Origin of the sequence: Roseomonas elaeocarpi, assembly GCF_042433915.1 — a bacterium.
Lineage (GTDB): Bacteria > Pseudomonadota > Alphaproteobacteria > Acetobacterales > Acetobacteraceae > Roseomonas > Roseomonas elaeocarpi.
This window is the reverse complement of sequence record NZ_JBHLUN010000001.1, coordinates 1-19,946: the sequence shown is the minus strand read 5'-3', so window position 1 is coordinate 19,946 and position 19,946 is coordinate 1. Positions and strand designations below refer to the sequence as shown.

The 19,946-nt window shown below is 67.2% G+C and carries 8 protein-coding genes; 2 read left to right on the top strand and 6 right to left on the bottom strand.

The window, feature by feature from the left end; all coding sequences use genetic code 11:
• Positions 1-645 precede the first annotated feature (645 nt).
• The gene (locus tag ACFFGY_RS00040; RefSeq protein WP_377042286.1) at positions 646-1,422 is read left to right on the top strand and encodes an LbetaH domain-containing protein; all 777 of its coding nucleotides are present in this window, start codon (positions 646-648) and stop codon (positions 1,420-1,422) included.
• Between the two features lie 224 nt (positions 1,423-1,646).
• Here the strand turns inward: ACFFGY_RS00040 and ACFFGY_RS00035 are convergent, their stop codons facing one another.
• The 4 genes from ACFFGY_RS00035 to ACFFGY_RS00020 all read right to left on the bottom strand — a co-directional run bounded on the left by ACFFGY_RS00035 (position 1,647) and on the right by ACFFGY_RS00020 (position 5,352).
• Positions 1,647-1,847: a hypothetical protein gene (locus ACFFGY_RS00035; RefSeq protein WP_377042285.1), complete on the bottom strand. Its 201-nt coding sequence runs from the start codon at positions 1,845-1,847 to the stop codon at positions 1,647-1,649.
• Positions 1,848-2,040: 193 nt separating this feature from the next.
• Positions 2,041-2,814 (bottom strand): LbetaH domain-containing protein, encoded by a 774-nt coding sequence (locus ACFFGY_RS00030; RefSeq protein WP_377042284.1) that lies wholly within the window; start codon positions 2,812-2,814, stop codon positions 2,041-2,043.
• A 1,537-nt stretch (positions 2,815-4,351) separates the two neighbouring features.
• A complete protein-coding gene (locus ACFFGY_RS00025; RefSeq protein WP_377042283.1) occupies positions 4,352-4,816 on the bottom strand; it encodes a hypothetical protein in 465 nt (154 codons plus the stop codon).
• A complete protein-coding gene (locus ACFFGY_RS00020; protein WP_377042281.1) occupies positions 4,813-5,352 on the bottom strand; it encodes a hypothetical protein in 540 nt (179 codons plus the stop codon). The genes ACFFGY_RS00025 and ACFFGY_RS00020 overlap by 4 nt, the downstream gene beginning before the upstream one ends.
• A gap of 322 nt (positions 5,353-5,674) precedes the next feature.
• On the opposite strand from ACFFGY_RS00020, the gene ACFFGY_RS00015 reads away from it, so the two are divergent.
• Positions 5,675-7,630 (top strand): hybrid sensor histidine kinase/response regulator, encoded by a 1,956-nt coding sequence (locus ACFFGY_RS00015; RefSeq protein ID WP_377042280.1) that lies wholly within the window; start codon positions 5,675-5,677, stop codon positions 7,628-7,630.
• 103 nt (positions 7,631-7,733) lie between these two features.
• Here the strand turns inward: ACFFGY_RS00015 and ACFFGY_RS00010 are convergent, their stop codons facing one another.
• Positions 7,734-9,005, bottom strand: coding sequence for a DUF2252 family protein (locus tag ACFFGY_RS00010; RefSeq protein ID WP_377042279.1), 1,272 nt, complete (start codon positions 9,003-9,005; stop codon positions 7,734-7,736).
• Between the two features lie 282 nt (positions 9,006-9,287).
• Positions 9,288-19,457, bottom strand: a complete 10,170-nt coding sequence (locus ACFFGY_RS00005) for an SdrD B-like domain-containing protein (RefSeq protein ID WP_377042278.1) — start codon at positions 19,455-19,457, stop codon at positions 9,288-9,290.
• Positions 19,458-19,946: the final 489 nt, after the last annotated feature.

Sequence of the window (19,946 nt, the reverse complement as noted above, 5' to 3'; positions counted from 1 at the left end):
CGCTCCGTGGGGTCCGGGATAGCTCGGGCGGATCGTGGTCCACGCCTGGCTTCTGTGGCCCATCGGGATAAGACCCAGTCCGAACCGCAGCGGCCGCTCGCACGTTTCGAGCGGTCGTTGCGAGGGCTGCCTAAGGCTGGGGTCGTCCGGCCCTCTCGCTCGGCGACGTGGGCATCGGCGCCGAAGCTGACCAAGCGCGTCCCAGGACGTATTCCGCAGGCCGCCTCGCCTGGACGCGAAAACTGACCTGGGGAAGCTCCAGTGTTGCCGGCATGGCGGTTTGCACATCGCGGCGAGCCATCGGCACATCACCACACCATCATCGTCGTTGGGACCACCCCTTCTGCGCATGCGGTGCGGAGCGCCGTGACGCTCGGCCTGTCGCTCGCAGGCCCGCGGCATGTTGGGTGCGGAAACGATGCTCGCTCCTTCACCGCTGAGCGCTGCAGCAGATCCCTCGCAACCAGTGTCTTCGCACCGGAAGAAGGTGCCAGCGGAATGTTCAGGCAGGTTCCAGGGCAGGCCGGATAACGGAGACCGACCAAGCAGCCGACACGTCCGTCGGCCGGCGGACCACCAAGCCTATCGGGCGAGTAGCTTGGCGCTGCCTGGACACGCGATGATTGAAGTTCCATTCTTCAGAATATGCTTTTACGCGAAACACCCACGATCGCCGTCGTTCAGGTGGATGCCAGGTTTCGGCAGCTCCTTGCAGACCACCACGTCTTCATCGCCGACAATGGGTCCTACGAGCGGTGGGGGGACAACACTGTTGTTTCCTTCACCAAGGACACGCTGATAGAGCCATACACGGCCTTCTTCAGGGGTGAGACGCTCTGTACCATGGGCGCCTTCAGCTACTCCCACTCACCCATGCCGCTGGGCATGCGCGTCGGCCGGTACTGCTCCATTGCCGGGGGGTTGAAAGGCATCGGCAGTGAACATCCCATCGCCGCCGTGAGCACCAGTCCGGCCTTCTACGACCGGCGGGTGATCTTCTCTTCCGTCGCGGCCGCAGAGATGGAGCATGGCTGGCCCTGGAAGCGTATGCCGTTTCACGAGAAACCGGCACCCGTGATCGGCAACGACGTTTGGCTGACCGCGGAGGTCGGTCTGAACCGCGGCGCCGTGGTTGGCGACGGCGCGATCATCCTGCGCAACGCGATGGTCAGCACGAAGCTCGACGGCTTCTGGCTGTACGGCGGCATTCCGGCCCGAGCCGTCAGACCCCGCTTCCCGGGCGAACTAGGGGTGAAGATGGCAGCCACGGAGTGGTGGCAGCTCTCGCCAAAGGACCTCGCCGCTTATCCCATGCACGACCCAGCAGCTTTCGTGGAACAGTGGGAGAGCGGTTCTGCCTCTGCCCAGGCCTGGAAGCCTGCAGTGCTCAACCTGTGGGATGAAGTGCAGCGGCTTGGATGACCGCCATCCGCGACGCTGTCGCCGCGGCTTTCCTCACACTGGGTGGACGCGCGTGACGGCACGGCTTCATCCATCGCCTGCGGTGGGGAAGTGGTGCCTCCGCGGAGCATGTTCACGCGGACCGCTGATCCAAGTGGCCCAACAGCGAACGGCCAATGCGGGCGAGAGAGGATCGTGACTGCCGGAGCTCGATCCTGACCGGCTCGCATCAGCCCTGACTGAAGCTAGACACCGAAGTTCTGGGCTTCATTCTCGAGACCGGCCTCGATCGCGATGCGCAGGTCCTCGGAGGCCTCTCCTCCCAAGCTCCGCCGCGCCTCGACCAGCGCCTCAGCCGGCGCTTGGTGGAGGAGAGCGATAACGACCTGCTCAAGAACCCGGATCCGGGCTGCCATGCTGTGTTCTTCGTCCATGGGCAGGTACATGCTCTCATTTGCAACCAGAGGCGAGTGAACCCATCGTAGCATGACAAAGAGCAAAAACATTGCCGAAGCACGATAATGTTGAAAGCGGAAGCCAAAGCAAAACCAGAAGGCGAAATTTACAACCATAGAGAGAAAATTTCAACTTTTGCGCGATTAACGTCACTACTTATCAGAACGTTCTACTTCTAATTTTTCACAAAAAAGTACGAGTGACTTCCCAGACGTTCAGCGATACGGGCCGCCAATCGGGCTCATCTTTCAGCCGTTCCGCCTCCCTGACAAAGGACTCAGGGTCATCGACGGGCAAGCCTTTCAAAGCATCGAGTCCGAGGCGCCACCACTTCGTTGCTGCCAAGGCTGCAGAAAGATCATCATCGAACCTTCCTTTCAGCCGCCGCGCCGGATTTCCTCCGATCACCGAGTAGTCACCGAAGGACTTCGTCACCAGTGCCTGCGTTCCAACAACGCAGCCATTGCCGATGCTCACCCCGTTGGAGAAAGCGGAGTCCTGTCCGATCCAGACGTCGTGACCAATCACCGGTGCCGCTCGATCAGGATTGGGAATTTTCGGGAATGGCCTGGCCGCGCCGATGTCTCGCCACGCGGCTCCGACCTGGGCACTTCTGGGGAAGTAGAAAGCTGTGCTCGTGCTGACGGCTTGCATCGGGTGCCTGCTGCCAGGCCAGGCGATCCTGCCGCCGAGCGAGCAGTAACGGCCCAGCTTGATTTCAGCCGACAGGGGGGAATGGGAATAAGTGAAAGCCCCCATGCTGCAAAGGTTATCCCCTTGATACCATCCGACATAGGGCTCTACGACACAGTCTTTTCTGAAGCGCACAAGGTGACGATCGTGCAGCCGGTCTCGATTTATGTCCTCGATGGTATAGATATGATGATCGCGAAGCATTTCGCGAAACCTGGCGGTGGACCTGACGACGACATGGGTCTCCGTTTCCAGCTCAATCATCCCGGTATTCCAAATGCCTCGGTCGCCGTGATGTCTTACATCCCGTATTAAGATGATGATAGCTCTCGCAGGCACCTATTTCGCAACCTGCCCTTCCGAACCAGCGTTCCGTTGATCAACCGGCCCAATTCAGCATCAGCAGAAGCAATAGGGCTCTTTTTTTAGCGACTCAAATGCCTTGCGTGACGCAATGAGACAGCCTGAACGCTTGGGCCCGAGGCCTTCGGCTGCCTGCCCCGTGGATGTCCTGGCGCCTGGTACCGATCGCGCAGGACACCACCGCTTCGGTCCGGAGGACGCACCGGGTTACCATGGCTGCGAGCTGCGAAGCAGCTTTGTCCGCCCAACCCACAGATCATGGCGCTGCCGGAGTCATCGGCTTCGGGAAAGCTTTCCTTGGGCCGCTGAGTTCGGACCATAGCTATCTAGACTCTCATGAACACCGGTATCTCTGAACGCCTGGACAGCGCTTTCGATGTTCTTGCAGCGCAATCCCCTTTGAATTTTTTGGCACCAACAATCGATAAACACTCACGGAGACGCGGCGACCGAGCAGATCTAACAAATTTGTTCATCCAACGCGATTGGGTACCGCGCAGCAATTACGGTGCAGAGTTGAGAAGCTGCACTAATTTTCATCGTCGCGCGAATAAGGCATGTTACCGGATCGAATGCACCGTTAGACGCCACGGAGCGCAAACGCATGATGCTTGCGGCTGGCTGCCGCCACGCAGTGAAAGTGCTGGAGGCCGAACATCGAGAATCACATATTTCATTCCATCAACGCGCCGCAGACTTCTCGAATACGCCTAATAAATGAACGCCAGCTTTGGTTTTCCACACCGAAGCCAGAACGACCTTCTTGCGCCCGTATTGACAAACCGCGAACCGTGCATGCAGAATGCGAACGGCCGCGAATATGGCAAAAATTCCCGGAGAGGCGTCTGGCAAATCGAGGGCAGACAAATTCTCGCAAGCCAAGGTCAGGCAGCGACCGCAGAATTTCTCAGATTTTCGCGGATTGACGCTCCTTCCACAACGTCGGAGCTTCAGCAAAGCGTCGAACGAACCGTGGGATCAGAGCCTGTGCTTTCGGGCTGGCACTTGTGACAGCGCGGCCCTGACCTGTCCGCAACAACCCCCTCTCGCCCCCGCCGCGAAAACCTTGGTCGTTTCCTGCCAAAGCGACGAGCCAGCCGCTCACAAGCACGATGCCTTGCCTCAGCCGCGTATCACCCGGCTGGTAAGCGGCAGACACCGGCCAGATGGAACAACCGGAAGCCTCCTGCCTGGCTCAGCAGGGTGCGAACTCCTCGACACAGAGCTGACCTTCGACCTCCGTCTCCATGGTTCTGACCAGCTGCAGGTTTTCATGGAGCAGTGCTTCAACGAGACGAGTCTCCGCCGCCTGCCGAACGGCCGGAGGGCGAGTTGATCGCCTCCGGACCTGCGGATCTCTGCCAACCCAAGACCGTCCCCACAGTCAGGCGAGCGTGGCGCTTGCAGCCCTGAGGCCGGTGCACCACCGCCACCCGGACTACTGCAAGGCGCCCCAGCGCGGCACGGCCGGCTCCGCCGCCGCCCATTTCCAGTGCTCACCCTGACGGCACGCCGTGGTGACAAACCAGTCGCCCTCCGAGACGGAAAAGAGCGCTTCGCGGCAGGTGGCGAGCGGCGTCACCATTTCCCGCACCAGCCGCACCTCGCCGTGCTCGTTGCCGATGGGAATGTCGTGCTCGATCCGCCAGGGCCTGACCTCGCCGGGAACCAGGCTGCCGATGGCTTCGGCCACCGCGTCCTGCTCGCCCCGTGCCCGCACGCGCACGGCCCAGTTCAGCCCCGCCTGCACGCCGGCCTGCGTCCCCACCGCGATCCCGAAGCCCAGCGCCGGGTTGCCCGTCACCGTGCCCGCCGCGATGCCCACCGCCGCGCCCGTCAGCTCCGCCCCCACCCCGCATCCGGCAAGCGGGACCAGCAGCAGCAGCCAGATGCCACGCTTCATTGCAGGCTGCCCCAGCGCTCCGTGGCAGGCTCGGCCGAGGCCCAACGCCAGTCCTGCCCATCCTGGCAGACATAGGCCGTGTAGAAGCCCCGCCGCGGCTTCTCCTCCGGTCGCGTCGTCGCATCGACCGAGAAGATGATCTCCTTGCAGCGGATCGGGCCGGCCTCGATGACCCGCGCGACCGTGACCTCGCCTCGCTCATCCGGTTCGATCGGCACGTCGTGGGCGATGGACCAGCTGGCGAGTTCACCCACCCCCAGCGGCCCCGCGGCCCGGGCTATGCTGTCCTGCTCCGCCCCATGGGCACGTCGCTGGGCGTAGTGCAGCCCGGCCCGGACCCCGGCCTGCACCCCGAGCCCGATCCCCGTGGTGGCGGTGGCGCCGGCCCCCGCCGCGTCGGCTATGGCTGCGCCGCCCAACCCGGCGCCCGCGGCGCTGCTTTCCGAGAGCAGCTCGGAGCATCCCGGAAGAATGAGCGGCGCCAGCGCGACCAGCATCACGGAACGGATCACGGGACGGCGTTGGTTCGGCGGCATGATCTTTCCCGGACGTGGTTCCTGGTGCGCCCCGCTGAACCGTAGGCAAGAGGCGACCTCCGCGGCAGAGCGGCATTGGAGAGCTTGCCCTCGCTCCCGCCCCACGGCTAGCGCCAGGTCGCTTCAACTCGGCGAGGCCGCTCGCACCCGTTCGCGACCCGGCCACGGGATCGCGAGGCGTTCTGCGCCGAAGGCCAGAGCCTGCACCACGCGGCGGGACTTGATCTTGTGAGCCCAGCCTGGCTTGAGGCCCGGGCAGCGAGGTGCTGAAACGTGGCGCAGAACGGTTCCTCAACCAGCACTCGCTGTTTTTGGTCATCAGATGAACACGCCACCCTCCCCGCTGCCCGGCAATGTCTACGAGCTGCTCGTGCAGGCTGTGGTGGACTACGCGATCTACATGCTGGACCCCCAGGGACGGGTCATGAGCTGGAATCCTGGCGCGGAGCGGATCAAGGGCTACACGGCCAGCGAAATCATCGGGCAGCACTTTTCCCGCTTCTACACGGAGGAGGAACGCGCCGGCGGCGTTCCCGCGACGGCGCTGAAGATCGCCGCCGAAAGCGGCCGGTTCACGGCCGAAGCCTGGCGCGTCCGCAAGGACGGCAGCCGCTTCTGGGCCCTGGTGGTCATCGACCCGATCCGGCAGGCCGGAACGCTGGTCGGCTTCGCCAAGATCACCCGTGACATGACCGAGCAGCGCGAAGCACACCTGGCGCTGCTGGAAAGCGAGGGTCGCTTCCGCCTGCTGGTGCAGAGCGTGACCGACTACGCCATCTTCATGCTCGACCCCAACGGCACCGTCACCAACTGGAACGCGGGGGCCGAGCGCATCAAGGGCTACACGGCGTCCGAGATCGTCGGCCAGCATTTCTCGCGCTTCTACACGCCGGAGGATATTGCCGAGGGCGTGCCCTTCAGGGCGCTCGACACGGCCCGCCGCACCGGCCGCTTCGAGGCGGAAGGCTGGCGCCTGCGACGTGACGGCAGCCGCTTCTGGGCCAGCGTGGTCATCGACGCCATCCACGACGCGGGCAGGCTGGTCGGCTTCGCCAAGATCACCCGGGACCTGACCGAGCGGCGCGAAACACAGATCCAGCTGGAACAGTCCCGCGAGCAGCTCTTCCAGTCGCAGAAGATGGAAGCCGTGGGCCACCTCACGGGCGGCATCGCGCACGACTTCAACAACCTGCTCACCGCCATCACCGGCAGCCTGGACCTGCTGGAGGCCAAGTTCCGGCAAGGGCGACTCGAAGGCGCCGATCGTTTCATCGACGCCGCCAAGGAGGGTGCCAGGCGGGCCGCGGCGCTGACGCAACGGCTGCTGGCCTTTTCCCGTCGCCAGGCGCTCGATCCCAAGCCCACTGACGCCAACCGGCTGATCGGCAGCATGGAGGAACTGATCCGCCGCTCCGTCGGCCCCGAGATCGCCGTGGAGGTCACGCTGGCGGCCGGGCTCTGGACGACGCTGGTGGACCCGCCGCAGCTCGAGAACGCGCTGCTCAACCTTTGCATCAACGCCCGCGATGCCATGCCGGGCGGCGGGCGGCTGCGCATCGAAACCAGCAATCAACGGCTGAACGAGCGCGCGGCGCGCGAGCAGGACCTCGCGCCGGGGCCCTACGTCGTGTTTCGCGTGTCCGACACCGGCACCGGCATGTCTCCCGAGGTGATCGCCCAGGCCTTCGACCCGTTCTTCACGACCAAGCCGATCGGCAAGGGAACGGGGCTGGGGCTGAGCATGATCTACGGCTTTGCCCGGCAGTCGGGCGGGCAGGTGCGCATCTCCTCGGAACTCGGCCGCGGCACGGTCGTGTGCCTTTACCTGCCGCAACACCTCGGCGATGCCGAAGCGGCCGAGCCCGCGCCGGTCCTGCTCAAGGCACCGCGTGGACCGAATGGCCGTACGCTGCTGGTGGTGGACGACGAGCCCATGGTCCGGATGCTGATCAAGGAAGTGCTGGAAGAGCAGGGCTACGCGATCACCGAGGCCGAGGATGGTCATTCGGGCCTGGCGATCCTGCAATCCGACGCCCGCATCGACCTGGTGGTGAGCGACCTTGGTCTTCCGGGCGGCATGAACGGGCGGCAGATGGCGGATGCGGCGCGGACGATCCGGCCCGATCTCAAGGTGCTGTTCATCACGGGCTATGCCGACAGGGCCATGATCGGTGAGAGAAACCTCGAGCAGGGCATGCAGGTCATGACGAAGCCCTTTTCACTGGACGTCCTCGCCAGCCGCGTCGCGGAGATGACCAACGAGGCAACCGACCACTAGCGCCCGAAAGGCCGCTGCTCCATCGCCCGTTCCGCTCACCTCCCCGTCGCCGCACCAGTCTCCCAGGAGATCTCTTCAGGGGGGGTCTCCTCGGGGGGTTCCCTCAGGCGGCCTCGGCCTGCATGGCGTAGCGCCGGCAGTGCTCGAGGTAGGCCGCCTCATGGCTCGAGACCAGCTCGACCACGGCCTTCCAGAGCCAGGACGGTGCATCAAGCGTCTTGGAGCGGGTTTTCTGAAGCTCCACGAACCAGCGCCGCCGGTCAGCGGCGGCCATCTGCCGGGCATGGGCGCGCCCGACCACGGTGGCGAGGAAATGCGCCATGGTCGCTGCTTCCTCCTGGTCCAGGCGTTCGATCTCGAGCTTCAGATCCTGCGGCAGCAGCTCACGCACGAAGACGGATTTGTTGAGCAGCCGGGTCGCCAGCATGCGACGACCGAGATGCGGCGAAAGGTGCTTTCCACCCTCCACCACCCGTTCCGCGTTGTTTCGGGGCATGACCGCATCCGCGTAGCGCGGTGCCGCGGCCGAGATCGCCTCCTTCATGTCGAGGAGGCAGTACCGGGGCTGCTTGCCGGTCTCGCCGTGAACCGCGACCAGCGCCGCAACGCGGAGGTTTCCAAGCGAGCTGCAGCCCTTCCGCCAGAAGGCGCAGTCCGCCAGGGTGATGGTGGCCTCATCGTCGCGGGACCGGATGGAGGCCACCAGCCGGCGCATCTCCTCCGTGCCGATGAGCTCACTGACCGCCCTGCGCTCTTCCTTCCGGAGCGGCCAGAATCGCCGTCCCAGGGGGATTACCGGGTCGATGCCCTCGATCCGCTCATCCGCAAGATGTTTCCACGATCGCTTCGCGGCGGTCTGCATCAGGAGGCGAACAGGATCCGGCGCGCGCCGGCCGGCTTCCTCTTCCGGTTCCTCCTCGAAGGCGCTCTCGTAGCCGGCGACCATGCTTTCGAGCATCCGGGCCGTGGTCACGCCGGGCAGGTCCGATCCGCGCGCAGCCGTGGCGAGCGAAAGCGCCAGCCGGATCAGGTCATGGGCAGGATTTCCGATCACCGTCTGATCCAGGTCGCGGATCTGGATCTCGAGCTTCCCCTTGGCGCTCGCCACGGGACCGAGATTGCCGACGTGGCAATCGCCGCAGATCCAGACCCCCGGCCCTTCCGGAAGGCTCGTGCGCCTCGACCCTTCAAGCCATTCGTAGAAGCGGATGGTACTGCCACGCACGTAGGCATGTGCGGACTGCGCCATCTTGAGGTTCCGACGTTCGATCAGGACGGTGCTGCGCTGGTCCGGTTCAATCCAGGAATGAGTCGATGCCTTCATGCCTGGATGATGGTCGGTGACCTCCGGCTGTCCAGCGGCCGCCGGGAACAAGTCGTCCGTCTAACGGGGATGTAACGCTGAGGGGAACCAAGTCGGAACACCCCCGATCCTCACCAGCCGGAGCACGCGACCTTCGCGGCGATGGCACGTCCCCAAGCCAAGGCCGCGCAAACCTTCCTGCACCGGCACGATCCCGGCCGCGCCCGGGTTGGCGAGGCCGGGCCGCGGGCACACCTTCCCCGAAGGCAGAACCGGTCGGGCCTTCACCCGCTTCCGACCGACCCGCCCGCGGGGAAGGTGCCTTCCCCGATCAGCCATGCCGCGCCGCGGCAGTTATGCGAACAGGATGCCGAATTGGGACGGCGTCTCGTTCATGATGTTCGCCTGCGTCAGCGTTTGGTGCTCAGGGCTCTCGGAGATCTGGAGAACGAAGTCCGAGCGCGCCAGGCCGTTGTCCAGCTGCCCTGTCCAGTACTGCAACCCGGCCGCGTCCACCGGGCGGTCGAGCGCGTTGAGGTAGATGGCCGATACCAGCTGCTCATTGCTCAGCGTCCCGTAGGTTGCCTGGAACTCCGGCGAGGACACGAAGGCATTGGCCACGCCCGAGGCCGTCTGCGTTCCGGCATCCAGCTGCGTGGTCCAGAAGGACAGGCCGCTGACGTCGGGCAGCCGCTGCAGCACCGTGTCGTAGAGCCGCGCCGTGGTCGCGGCGTTCTCGTCCAGGTCCCAGATGCCGCCCGGATGCTCGGCCAGGCTCGCGGCCTTGTTCTCGGCGCTCTCGCTGAAGGTCAGCAGCACCGAGGAGCGGCTTGCCCCGGCAGCCAGCGCCGCGTTGAAGTAGGCGGCGCCGCCGGCATCCGGCTCACGGCCGAGCACGTTCTCGTAGAGGAGCTGCACGAAGTCCTGATTGCTGGGATTGCCGTAGCGGGCCTGGAATTCCGGGCTGGTCAGGAAGGTATCCGCCAGGTCCTGCAGCGGCCGGCCGCTGTCGAGCTGACCGATCCAGTAGTTCAGCCCGCCCTGGTCCGGGTCGCGGCCGAGCGAGGCGTCGTAGAGGCGCGTGACCTGCGCGGCGGTGCTGTCCACCGACAGGTGCAGCGTGCCGTCCACGAAGTGAACGTCCTCCACGTTGCGCAGCACGTCGGTCTGCGTCCCGATGTCGAGGCGCAGGCTGCCGTCGGGCAGGGTCGTGTGTCCCACGCCGCGGAATCCCGCCGACACGTTGACCACGTCGTAGCCCGACCCGCCGTCCACCACCTGGTTGCCGCTGCCCAGCGTGTAGGTGTCGTTGGTGCTGCTCAGCTGCACCGAACTGTCGAAGGTCACGCCGGTAAGGTTCGTGGGATCAGCGGGGGTATCCAACGCGGGGAAGGGCTGCGACACCGTGATCGCGCCCGTGCCCTGGAAGTTCGACACCCAGTTCTGCACCAGCACCGGCACCACCGTGTCGCTGCTCACGATGTCACCGGGCGCGCCGGTGGTGGAGGAGATGAAACGGACGCCGGCGAAGGTGCTGTCCACGGTCGCCCCCTGGAAGGTGCCGTTGTTCAGCACGAAGCCGGCATTCTCGCCCAGGTAGAGCTCCATGCGGCCATCGGCGCCGCGCTCCACCGCGCTGAAGCCGCTGTAGCCGTAGATGGTGAGGGTGTCGCCTTCCGCCGGGTTGAAGTCGAGCAGCAGGTCCACGCCGTCGCCCGGCTGCCAGACGAAGGCATCCGCCCCGCCATTGCCTTCCAGCATATCGCCGGTGACGACGCCGGTGATGTGGCCGTCGCTGCCCAGCGTCATGCGCCCGTTGTCGCTGCCGCCGATGACGATGTCGTTGCCATCGGCGCCCTGCAGGGTGTCGTTGCCGGCGCCGCCGGCCACCAGGTCGTTGCCGGCATTGCCGGTGAGGATGTCGTTGCCGCCACCGCCGAACAGGCTGTCGTCGCCGTTCTCGCCCTGCATGTTGTCGTTGCCGGCACCGGCCATCAGCACGTCGTTGCCGTTGCCACCCTCGCCGATGTCGTCGCCGTCGCCGCCCAGCAGCGTGTCGTTGCCGTCCTGGCCCTGGACGTTGTCGTTGCCCGCGCCACCGTCGAGGTAGTCGTTGCCGTCGTGGCCGTTGAGCGCGTCGTTGCCGTCGTCGCCGTAGAAGGTGTCGTTGCCGCCCAGGCCGTTGAGCGCGTCGTCGCCCCCGTTGCCGTGCAGCACGTCCGGATTGGCGGTCCCGGGGAAGCCGTTGTTGCCGTCCCCCAGGTTGAGGCTGGTGCTGTATGTGGGAGACTGGCTGAGGGCGAGCACCAGCCCCGCACTGCTGCGCTGGTCGTTGGTGCCGGGCGTCAGCGACACCAGCAGGCTGGACACGCCGTTCGACGGCGTCGCATCGCTGTCGAGGGATTCGTTGCTGCCCTGATCCTGCTGCGTAAAGGCCGTGCCGATCAGCGGCGCGAAGCCGACCCGGTAGTCACCGGCCTGCAGCCCCAGGAAGCTGTAGTGGCCGTTGGCATCGGTGACCGTGCTGCGGCCGAGGTCCTGACCATTCGCGTCGAGCAGGCGCACCGCGACGCCGGCCAGGAGCTGCTCGCCCGTGTCGCGGATGCCGTTGCCGTTGCTGTCGAGCCAGACGTCGCCGCCCAGCTGCGTGGCCGAGCTCGCGAGGGCCGCCGACAGGTTGGCGACCGGCGTGCCCGACGTCACCGCGAAGCTCGCGGTGCGGCCGGTGGTGGGATCGACGTCGCTGTCGGTCGCGTCGTTGCCGCCCTGGTTCTGCGGGCCGAACACCGTGCCCGAAGGCGCCACGAACTCCACCTGATAGGTGCCGGGCGCCACGCTGGCGAAGCTGTAGGCACCGCTCGCACCGGTGGTGGTGGTGGCCACCGTGTTGCCGGCACTGTCCAGCAGGTGCACGGTCACCCCGGCTGCTCCGGTCTCGCCCGCCTCCTGGATCCCGTCGCCGTTGGTGTCGGTGAAGGCCACGCCACCGACGGTGGTGGGCGTGAAGCTGCCGGCCGACACATTGGCCGCCGTCTGCCCGGAGGTCAGTGTGATGCTGGCGGTGCGGCCCGCGGCGTTGACGTCGCTGTCCACCGCATCGTTGCTGCCCTGGTCCTGCGCGGTGAACACCGTGCCGGTCGGCGCCACGAACTGCAGCTGGTACTGTCCGGGCGTGAGGCCGGTGAAGCTGTAGGCGCCGGTCGACCCGGTCACGGTGGTGGCCACGATCGTGCCGGCGGCGTTGAGCAGCTGCACCGTCTCGCCCGCGACCCCGGTCTCGCCGGTGCCCTGGATGCCGTCGCCGTTGCTGTCGGTGAAGGCGGTGCCGCTGATGCCGACGGGCACGTAGATGCCGGCGCCGATATTGGCGATGGTGCCGCCCGAAGGAACCGTGATCGTGCCGCTGCGGCCCGTGGCAGGGTTGGCGTCGCTGTCCACCGCGTCGTTGATGCCCTGGTCGGGGGCGGTGAAGACGCTGCCCGCGGGGGCGGTGAACTGCACCTGGTACTGCCCGGGCGTGACGCCGGTGAAGCTGTAGGTCCCGTCCGCCCCCGTGGTGGTGGTGGCGATCACGGTGCCCGTGTTGTTCACCAGCTGCACGGTGGCCCCGGCCGCACCGGCCTCGCCCGCGTCGCGGATGCCGTTGCCGTTGCTGTCCACGAACACGACGTTGCCGCTGCCCGTGCTGCCCGGCGCGAAGACGCCGGCCGCAAGGTTGTCGACCGTCTGGCCGGAGCCGACGGTGAAGATCGCGGTGCGCCCGTTGCTGCGATCCGCGTCGCTGTCCACTGCGTCGTTGGTGCCCTGGTCCTGCGCGGTGAAGATGGTGCCCGCCGGGGCCACGAACTGGAGCTGGTACTCGCCCGGCGCCACGCCCGTGAAGCTGTAGGTACCGTTGGCCGCGGTGGTGGTGGTGGCCACCACCGTGCCGTCGGCGTCCACCAGCTGCACGGTGACGCCGGCCGTGCCGGTCTCGCCGGTCTCGCGGATGCCGTCGCCGTCGGTGTCGGTGAAGACCAGCGTGCCCGAGCCGCCGATCGTGGCGGGCGTGTAGGTGCCGGCGGAAATCCCGCTCACTGTTTGGCCCGAGGTCACGGTGAAGGACGCCGTGCGGCCGTTGCTGCCGACGTCGCTGTCCACCGCGTCGTTGGTGCCCTGGTCCTGGCGGGTGAACACGGTGCCGGTCGGCGCCACGAACTGCAGCTGATAGGTGCCCGGCGCCACGCCGGTGAAGCTGTAGGCGCCGTTGGCACCCGTGGTGGTGGTCGCCACCACCGTGCCGGCGGCGTTGATCAGCTGCACCGTCTCACCGGCGACGCCCGTCTCGCCGCTATCCTGGATGCCGTTGCCGTTGCTGTCGGTAAAGGCCGCACCGCCGCTGATGGTGGCCGGCGTGAAGGTGCCGGCGGAGATGGCACTCACCGTCTGGCCCGAGGTCACGGTGAAGGACGCCGTGCGGCCGGTGCTGTTGACGTCGCTGTCCACCGCGTCGTTGGTGCCCTGGTCCTGCGGGCTGAACACCGTGCCGGTCGGCGCCACGAACTGCAGCTGATAGCTGCCCGGCGCCACGCCGGTGAAGCTGTAGGCGCCGTTGGCACCCGTGGTGGTGGTCGCCACCACCGTGCCGGCGGCGTTGATCAGCTGCACCGTCTCACCGGCGACGCCCGTTTCGCCGCTGTCCCGGATGCCGTTGCCGTTGCTGTCGGTAAAGGCCGCGCCACCACTGATGGTGGCCGGCGTAAAGGTGCCGGCGGACAGGTTGGTGACGCTGCCGCCCGAGGCGAGCGTGAAGGTGGCGGTACGGCCGGTGCTGCTGACGTCGCTGTCCACCGCGTCGTTGGTGCCCTGGTCCTGGGCCGAGAACACGGTGCCGGTGGGGGCGGCGAACTGCACCTGGTAGGTGCCCGGCACCACGCCGGTGAAGCTGTAGGCGCCATCGGCCCCGCTGGTGGTGGTCGCCACCACGTTGCCCAGGTTGTTCAGGAGCTGCACGGATACACCGGCGGTTCCCGCTTCCCCCGTGCCCCGGATGCCGTCGCCGTTGGTGTCGGTGAAGGCCACGCCGCTGACGCTCACCGGCACGTAGGTGCCGGCGGAGATGTTGGTGACCGGTGTCCCGGAGGCGAGGGTCAGGAGCGCGCTGCGACCGGTGGCGGGGTTCACGTCGCTGTCGATGGTGTCGTTGGTGCCCTGGTTCTGGGCGGTGAACACCGTGCCGGAGGGGGCGGCGAACTGCACCTGGTACTGCCCTGGCGCCACGCCGGTGAAGCTGTAGGCGCCCCCCGTGCCGGTGGTGGTGGTCGCCACCACCGTTCCCGCGGCGTTGAGCAGCTGCACCGTCACCCCGGTCAGACCCGGATCGTTGCTGTCGCGGATGCCGTCGCCGTTGGTGTCGGTGAAGGCCAGACCGCTGAGCGAGGTCGTGGCATAGGTGCCGGCGGACAGGTTGGTGACGACGCCGCCCGAGGCCACGGTCACGTTGCCGGTGCGGCCGGCGCTGTTGACGTCGCTGTCCACCAGGTCACTGAGGCCCTGGTCCTGCGGGCTGAACACCGTGCCGGTCGGCGCCACGAACTGCAGCTGGTAGGTGCCGGGCGCCACGCCGGTGAAGCTGTAGATCCCGCCCACGCCGGTGGTGGTGGTCGCCACCACCGTGCCGGCGGCGTTGATCAGCTGCACCGTTTCGCCCACCACGCCCAGGTCGAGCAGGCCCTGGATACCGTCGCCGTTGTTGTCGGCGAAGGCCACGCCGCTGATCGCGGCGGGCACGTAGCTGCCGGCGGACACGCCGGTCAGGGTCTGGCCGGAGGTCACCGTCACGGTGGCGGTGCGGCCTGCGGCGTTGACGTCGCTGTCCACCGCGTCGTTGCTGCCCTGGTCCTGCTGGGTGAACACCGTGCCGGTCGGCGCCACGAACTGCAGCTGGTACTGGCCCGGCGTCACGCCGGTGAAGCTGTAGGCGCCACCCGTGCCGGTGAGCGTGGTTGCCACCACCGCACCGGCGGCGTTGAGCAGCTGCACCGTCTCACCGACGATCCCGGCCTCACCGGTGCCCTGGATACCGTCACCGTTGGTGTCCACGAAGGCCGTGCCGCCGACCGTCGCGGGCACGTAGGTGCCGGCGGAGATGTCGGTCGCGCCCTGTCCGGAGGTCAGCGTGATCAGCGCGGTGCGGCCGGTGAGGGGATTCGCGTCGCTGTCGACCGCAGCGTTGTTGCCCTGGTCCTGTGCCGTGAAGACGCTGCTGCCGGTGGTGGCGAACTGCACCTGGTACTGCCCCGGCGCCACGCCGGTGAAGCTGTAGGCGCCGCTCGTGCCCGTGGTGGTGGTCGCCACCACCGTACCAGCGGCGTTGAGCAGCTGCACCGTCTGCCCCGCGATGCCGGCCTCGCCCGTGCCGCGGATGCCATCGCCGTCGGCATCGGTGAACACCGCGCCGCTGACGCTCACCGGGGTGTAAAGGCCCGCGCCGACGTTCGAGATCGTGCCGCCGGAGGTGACGGTGATGTTGGCGGTGCGCCCGGTGGCGGGGTTCACGTCGCTGTCGATCGCATCGTCCAGGCCACGGTCCTGCGCCGTGAAGACGGTGCCCGTCGGGGCGGTGAACTGCACCTGATAGGTGCCGGGTGTCACGCCGGTGAAGCTGTAGATGCCGTCGGCATTGGTGGTCGTGGTCGCCACCACCGTGCCCGCGGCATTGAGCAGCTGCACCGTGGCACCGGCCAGTCCGGCCTCGGACGCGTTGCGGATGCCGTCGCCGTTGCTATCCACGAAGACGATATCGCCCGTGCCGGTGGCGGCGGGGGTGAAAACGCCGGCGGCGATGTTGTTGACGACCTGGCCGGAGGTGGCGGTGAACAGTGCGCTGCGGCCCGTGGTGACGTTGGCGTCGCTGTCCACCGCGTCGTTCGTGCCCTGGTCCTGCGCGGTGAAGGCCGTGCCGGTGGGCGCCACGAACTGCACCTGGTACTGGCCGGGGGCCACGCCGGTGAAGCTGTAGGTGCCGCCCGTGCCCGTGACCGTGGTCGCCACCACCGCGCCATCCGCGTCGAGCAGCCGGACGGTGGCGCCGGCGACCCCGGCCTCGCCCGTATCGCGGATGCCGTTGCCGTCGAGGTCGTTGAACACGAGGTCGCCGGACCCACCGATGGTAACGGGCACGTAGCTGCCGGCGGAAACATTGGCGACGGTCTGACCGGAGGTCAGCGCGATGCTGGCGGTGCGGCCTGAGCTGCTGACGTCGCTGTCCACCGCGTCGTTGGTGCCGCGGTCCTGCGCGGTGAACACCGTGCCGGTCGGCGCCACGAACTGCAGCTGGTACGTACCCGGCGCGACGCCGGTGAAGCTGTAGGCGCCGCCCGTGCCGGTGAGCGTGGTGGCCACCACCGTGCCAGCGGCGTTGAGCAGCTGCACCGTTTCACCGACGATCCCGGCCTCGCCCGTGCCCTGGATGCCGTCGCCGTTGGTGTCGGTGAAGGCCACGCCGCTGAAGCTGCCGGTGGTGTAGGTGCCGGCGGAAACATTGGCGACAGTCTGGCCGGAGGTCAGCGCGATGCTGGCGGTGCGGCCCGAGCTGCTGACGTCGCTGTCCACCGCGTCGTTGCTGCCCTGGTCCTGCGCGGTGAACACGGTGCCCGTGGGCGCCACGAACTGCAGCTGATAGGTGCCCGGCGTCACGCCGGTGAAGCTGTAGGCACCGTTGGCACCCGTGGTGGTGGTCGCCACCACCGTGCCGGCGGCGTTGAGCAGCCGCACCGTCTCGCCCGCGACGCCCGTCTCGCCGGTGCCCTGGATGCCGTCGCCGTTGCTATCGGTGAAAGCCAGGCCGCTGACCGTGGCCGGCGCGTAGCTGCCGGCGGACAGGTTGGTGGCGCTGCCGCCCGAGAGCAGCACGAAGGACCCCGTACGGCCGGTGCTGTTGACGTCGCTGTCCACCGCGTCGTTGAGACCTTGGTCCTGCGCGGTGAACACGGTGCCCGTGGGCGCCACGAACTGCAGCTGGTAGCTGCCCGGCGCCACGCCGGTGAAGCTGTAGGCGCCGCTCGTGCCCGTGGTGGTGGTCGCCACCACCGTACCGGCGGCGTTGAGCAGCTGCACCGTCTCGCCGGCGATCCCGGTTTCGCCGGTGCCCTGGATGCCGTCGCCGTTGCTGTCGGTGAAGGCCACGCCGCTGACCGTGGCCGGCGTAAAGGTGCCGGCGGACAGGTTGGTGACGATGCCGCCCGAAGCCACGGTCACGCTGGCGGTGCGGCCGCTGGCATTGGCATCGCTGTCCACCGCGTCGTTGGTGCCCTGGTCCTGCGCGGTGAACACCGTGCCGGTCGGCGCCACGAACTGCACCTGATAGGTGCCCGGCGCCACGCCGGTGAAGCTGTAGGCGCCGGCCACGCCGGTGGTGGTGGTGGCCACCACCGTGCCGGCGGCGTTGATCAGCTGCACGGTCACGCCGACCGTGCCGAGTTCGGCCAGGCCGCGCACGCCATCGCCGTCCGCGTCGGTGAAGGTCGCGCCGCTGATGCTGGCAGGAACGTAGCTGCCGGCGGACACATTGGCGACGGTCTGACCGGAGGTCAGCGCGATGCTGGCGGTGCGGCCCGAGCTGCTGACGTCGCTGTCCACCGCGTCGTTGGTGCCCTGGTCCTGCAGGGTGAAGGCGGTGCCGGTCGGCGCCACGAACTGCAGCTGGTACGTACCCGGCGCGACGCCGGTGAAGCTGTAGGCGCCGTTCACCCCGGTGAGCGTGGTGGCCACCAGCGTGCCGGCGGCGTTGAGCAGCTGCACCGTCTCACCGACGATCCCGGCCTCGCCCGTGCCCTGGATGCCATCGCCGTTGGTGTCGACGAAGGCCACGCCGCTGAAGCTGCCGGTGGTGTACTCGCCCGCGTTCACGGTCGTGGTGGTGCCGTTCGCCACCGTGACGGTGGCCGTACCCAGCGTGCCGACGGTGCTGTTGGGCAGGGTGGTGCTGCTGCCAGTGGGCGAGAAGGTGTTGCCCGTGGCCCCCACCACCTGCACGGTGTAGGTCCCTGCCGTGAGGTTGGAAAACGTGTAGTTGCCCGAAGCGTCGGTGGTCGTGGTCGCAACCACCGTGAGACCGCTGAGCAGGCGCACCGTCTGGGAGGCCAGCCCCGCCTCGGTGCTCCCCTTGATGCCATCGGCGTTGCTGTCGGTGAAAACATTGCCGGTGATCGAACCAGGCGGGAAGTAGATGCCGGCACTCTCGTTGCCGATGCTCTGGCCGGAGGTGAGCGTGAAGCTCGAGCTCGTGCCGCTGGAGTTCACCTGCGAGGAGGTGGTCAGGTCGCGCGTCGTCTGGCCCGCGGTGACGTAGACGTTGTCGACGATCACGTCCTTCGCCGTGCCGCTCCCGGCCTGATAGTTGAGCGAGAAGGTGTAGGTGCCGGTGGTCGTGGCCGTGAAGGTCGAGGCGTAGTGCGTCCAGTCACCCACCGCGACCGGCGTGCCGGCGCTGGAGCCGGCGGTGACCACGGTCTGGCTGCCCATCGCGGCGGTGAGCAGGAAATCGCCGGGATTTCCGCTGCCGGGCACGGACTGGTACAGGTCGAAGCCGATCTCGTAGACCTGCCCGGCCGTCAGGCTGACCGTCTGCGAGATGCTCTCGCGCGCGCCATCATCAAGGAAGAAGGCGGCGTGCGTGCCCGATCCACCGGCGTAGTTGGCGTTGGCATCGTCGGGTGCCACGACGCTGCCGTATCCGTTGTTGCCCAGGCCCGTGGTGGCATAGGACGTGCGGCCATCGGTGGTGATCTGCTCCGGCCCCAGGCCCGGACCGCTGCCATAGGGCGTCGAGGTCGTGTTCGCGCTGACCGTCCAGCCGGAATAGCCCGGGCGGCCGAGCAGGGCGGTGTTCTCGAAGCTGCCGTTGGTCAGCAGGTTGGTCAGCGCGGTGACGCTGCCGCTGACGGGCTGCGGCGCGGTGTCGCTGCCGCGCGGCGAGAACACCGCACCGCTGGGCGCCACGAAGTGCACCGAGTAGGTGCCCGGGGCGAGGTCGGTGAAGCTGTAGGTGCCGTCGCTTCCGGTGGTGGTGGTCCCGACCACGGTGCCGGCCGCGTTCTGCAGCTGCACCGTCACGCCGGCGCGCACGCTCTCGCCGTTGTCGACGACGCCATCATTGTCGAGATCGGTGAAGGCTGTGCCATGCACGGACACCGGCACGTAGAGGCCGGCGTTCTGGTTAGCTACCGTACCGTTCGTGGCCAGAGTAAAGCTCGGCGAAATCCCAGTTGAGGACACGACACTATTGGACGTACCCGTGGCGGTTCCGACGGGGGAGAACACATCTCCTGTTGGCGCCACGGTCTGAACGCGGTAGGTACCCGGCGCGATCTCCGTGAAGGCGTAGCTACCGTCGCTGGCGGAGGTCGTGGTGGCAACCACGGTGCCGAGGCTGTTCAGGAGCCGGACAGTGACGCCGCTGAGACCGGAGTCGGCCGTTTCGCGCGTGCCGTCCGCGTCCTGGTCAAGGAAGACGAGTCCGCTAACCCGGGTTCCGTAGGCCATGTTCTCTCCCAGCGAGATGCTCGTTGAGGTTGTATCGTTCTGTCTAGAATAATTCGGAGGTTGTATTACCCCCTTGATCCGGTCAACCACAGGTTGTTAACCTCTTTGTGCCTTCACGGAAGCTTGTGGGCTCCACGACACCGACCAGGTGCCGGCCCCCTCATCCGCGCAGGGTGGCGACCGCCCTTTGAAACCGAGCGAAGCCCCAGGGCAGGCCAGTTCCGGCCGACCGGCCGGTAGTGCCGGCGCTTCCATCCCTTCCCGACGCCGACGTGTTGCCCGGTCAAGTTCCTGCCAACCGTGACGCTCCGGCGCTTCCATTGCGGATAATCAATGATGAGCTCGACGGCCTCTTTCCCCGGCGCGCCGCCGCCCGACACGATCTTGTCGCGTTCGATCCGGGCGTGTCGCGGCCAGTTCACGGCGGTGGCGTTGTTCAGCGGGGTGGTGAACCTGCTGCAGCTGACGATCTCGCTGTACATGATGCAG

Bases quoted from the DNA above. Each gene is read 5' to 3' on its own strand.
- ACFFGY_RS00015 (WP_377042280.1), top strand. From the start codon at position 5,675: ATGAACACGCCACCCTCCCCGCTGCCCGGCAATGTCTACGAGCTGCTC.
- ACFFGY_RS00020 (WP_377042281.1), bottom strand. From the start codon at position 5,352: ATGCCGCCGAACCAACGCCGTCCCGTGATCCGTTCCGTGATGCTGGTC.
- ACFFGY_RS00005 (WP_377042278.1), bottom strand. From the start codon at position 19,457: ATGGCCTACGGAACCCGGGTTAGCGGACTCGTCTTCCTTGACCAGGAC.
- ACFFGY_RS00025 (WP_377042283.1), bottom strand. From the start codon at position 4,816: ATGAAGCGTGGCATCTGGCTGCTGCTGCTGGTCCCGCTTGCCGGATGC.
- ACFFGY_RS00030 (WP_377042284.1), bottom strand. From the start codon at position 2,814: ATGATTGAGCTGGAAACGGAGACCCATGTCGTCGTCAGGTCCACCGCC.
- ACFFGY_RS00035 (WP_377042285.1), bottom strand. From the start codon at position 1,847: ATGTACCTGCCCATGGACGAAGAACACAGCATGGCAGCCCGGATCCGG.
- ACFFGY_RS00040 (WP_377042286.1), top strand. From the start codon at position 646: ATGCTTTTACGCGAAACACCCACGATCGCCGTCGTTCAGGTGGATGCC.